Annotated in this window: 1 protein-coding gene; it reads right to left on the reverse strand. The window is 47.0% G+C overall.

Going from position 1 to position 1,956, the window contains the following annotated elements; translation table 11 throughout:
- On the reverse strand, positions 1-1,656 hold a 1,656-nt coding region (locus BOW51_RS10310; protein ID WP_503167678.1), incomplete at its 3' end, for a DUF8775 domain-containing protein.
- Positions 1,657-1,956: the final 300 nt, after the last annotated feature.

Genomic DNA, 1,956 nt, shown 5'->3' on the forward strand with positions numbered 1-1,956 from the left:
TGGAACATCTTGTACAGGCTGCTCGGTCGCTTGATCAGAAGAATCCCTAGAGGGCGTGTCAAATGTAGACAGAGGAATACTCATGTCTAGCATCTGGTTTGCTAATGGTAAAATAACATCAGCTACGTTCAAAGGGCCTTGGCTGAGCATGGACAGGCACTTGATGAAAAACGTCACCAAGCGCTCCATGTTCTGTGAACTATCAGAACGAGAGACTGGTTCACAAGGTGCCGTCTGAGTGGCTGTAGTAACCAACTCGACAGAGGGAGGAGAGGGGCGGGAAGGGACTACAGGGAGAGTGGCAGGGGCAGAATTAACAGCCCGAGAAGTAACGGGGGGTACAGCAGGTACGGCAACAACAGGAGGTGCTGTGGTAACAACAGGAGGATCAATAACACCAGCAACTGCGCCTGCATATGACCTCTTGGATGAGACTATGGACTTAGCCTCAGCCAAAGAGACACGCTTGGTCATAGCTATGGTTTTGACCTCCTTCGCTTCTTTAAAAATAGCGCAGCCACCATATGCTGCACTGTGACACTTGCCACAGTTCACACACTTGAACTGTGACTGTGTCAATGTACAGGACACCGTCGGGTGGTTCTCGCCACAACGAGCACACCTCAGTCGGCTCCGACACTCATTTGCATAATGGCCGAAACGGCGACAACAAAAACACTGGATCACAGGGGATACATAAGGTCTAACTTTGTACTGGGTATATCCCAGGCGTACAAAATTAGGGAGAATGGATGAAGAGAACACCAACTTCACAGACAGGGTTGGCTTCTCCACTCCATTAACCTTATTGGTAAGACGGCATCCATCAACTACGGATGCCGACTTTAGAGATTCTAAAATATCAGACACAGGTGTGTCCAATGGAACCCTACTTATGACCCCCTGCAATCCAGAGGTACCAGTAGAAATAGGGTGCGATACAATGACATCATGGTCACCCAGTGTCTTGAGATGCCGCATCCGGACATACTGTTCTTCATCAACAGCAGTAATCAAGAGGGTGCCATCACGGCATCGCTTCACACTCTTAACATCCCCAACAGACCACTGTATGTGTTTAGCTATCTTAATGGGGTTGAGGTTTGCCAGCTTTGTAGACTTATCAGCAGAACTGATTTTAAGAGAAAGACTCTTCAATGAGGGGCGTCTCTTCTTGGCAAACTGGTTCCCAGAGAGTGGGGTTTTCCTAGGGGAAGAAGAAGGTGATCGACAACGCTTTGATCGGACTTTAATCCACTGATCAGGGGAAACCTGAGATTCGGAATCTGACATATCGACAGACTCCGGACGATCAAGATCCTGATCATCGTCGCCTGAATTCACCCAAGCAACGATTGCACTAACATCATTTAGTGGCATGGAAGGGATGCTGTCACTTTCTCCATTTATCTCAGCGTCGGAAGAGATGTCAGGATCAGTGAACAGTTCATCACAAACACCACGCATGTTATCGGTACCTAAATGTGTAGATAAGGTATCTGGTTGAGCATCGACAGCTCCACCGTCCACAACATGCAAAGCAGTAGAGCTCTCGATGCTCAACTGTACTGCGGCATTACCTTGTGAATCACCTTGTGACGTCACAGGCGACGCACCTGGATCAATAACATGTGGCTTACCACGTGGCTCGTCCATATTCGGACTGAACAAATTTGTCAACAAATGACAAAGAGAAAAATTCACACAAACACAAAACTACACACACAAAAATAGAAATAAATGCAGGAATGGAAGAACACAAGTATATAAAACACTTTAGACGTACAATTATTTGTGGATGGGCAGAACCATCCACAAATGTAAGTCGATTTTACGGAGACGATGTGAAACACGACCACCTCGTCTGACAGCAAAACCGGAAGTCCTCAAAAACACAGTGAAGCGAGGAATCGGGCCAAAAGCAGTCGCCATGTTGAATTTCTAATAATGGCTTAG

Origin of the sequence: Solemya elarraichensis gill symbiont (genome assembly GCF_002021095.1) — a bacterium.
In the GTDB taxonomy this organism is placed as follows: Bacteria; Pseudomonadota; Gammaproteobacteria; order Chromatiales; family Chromatiaceae.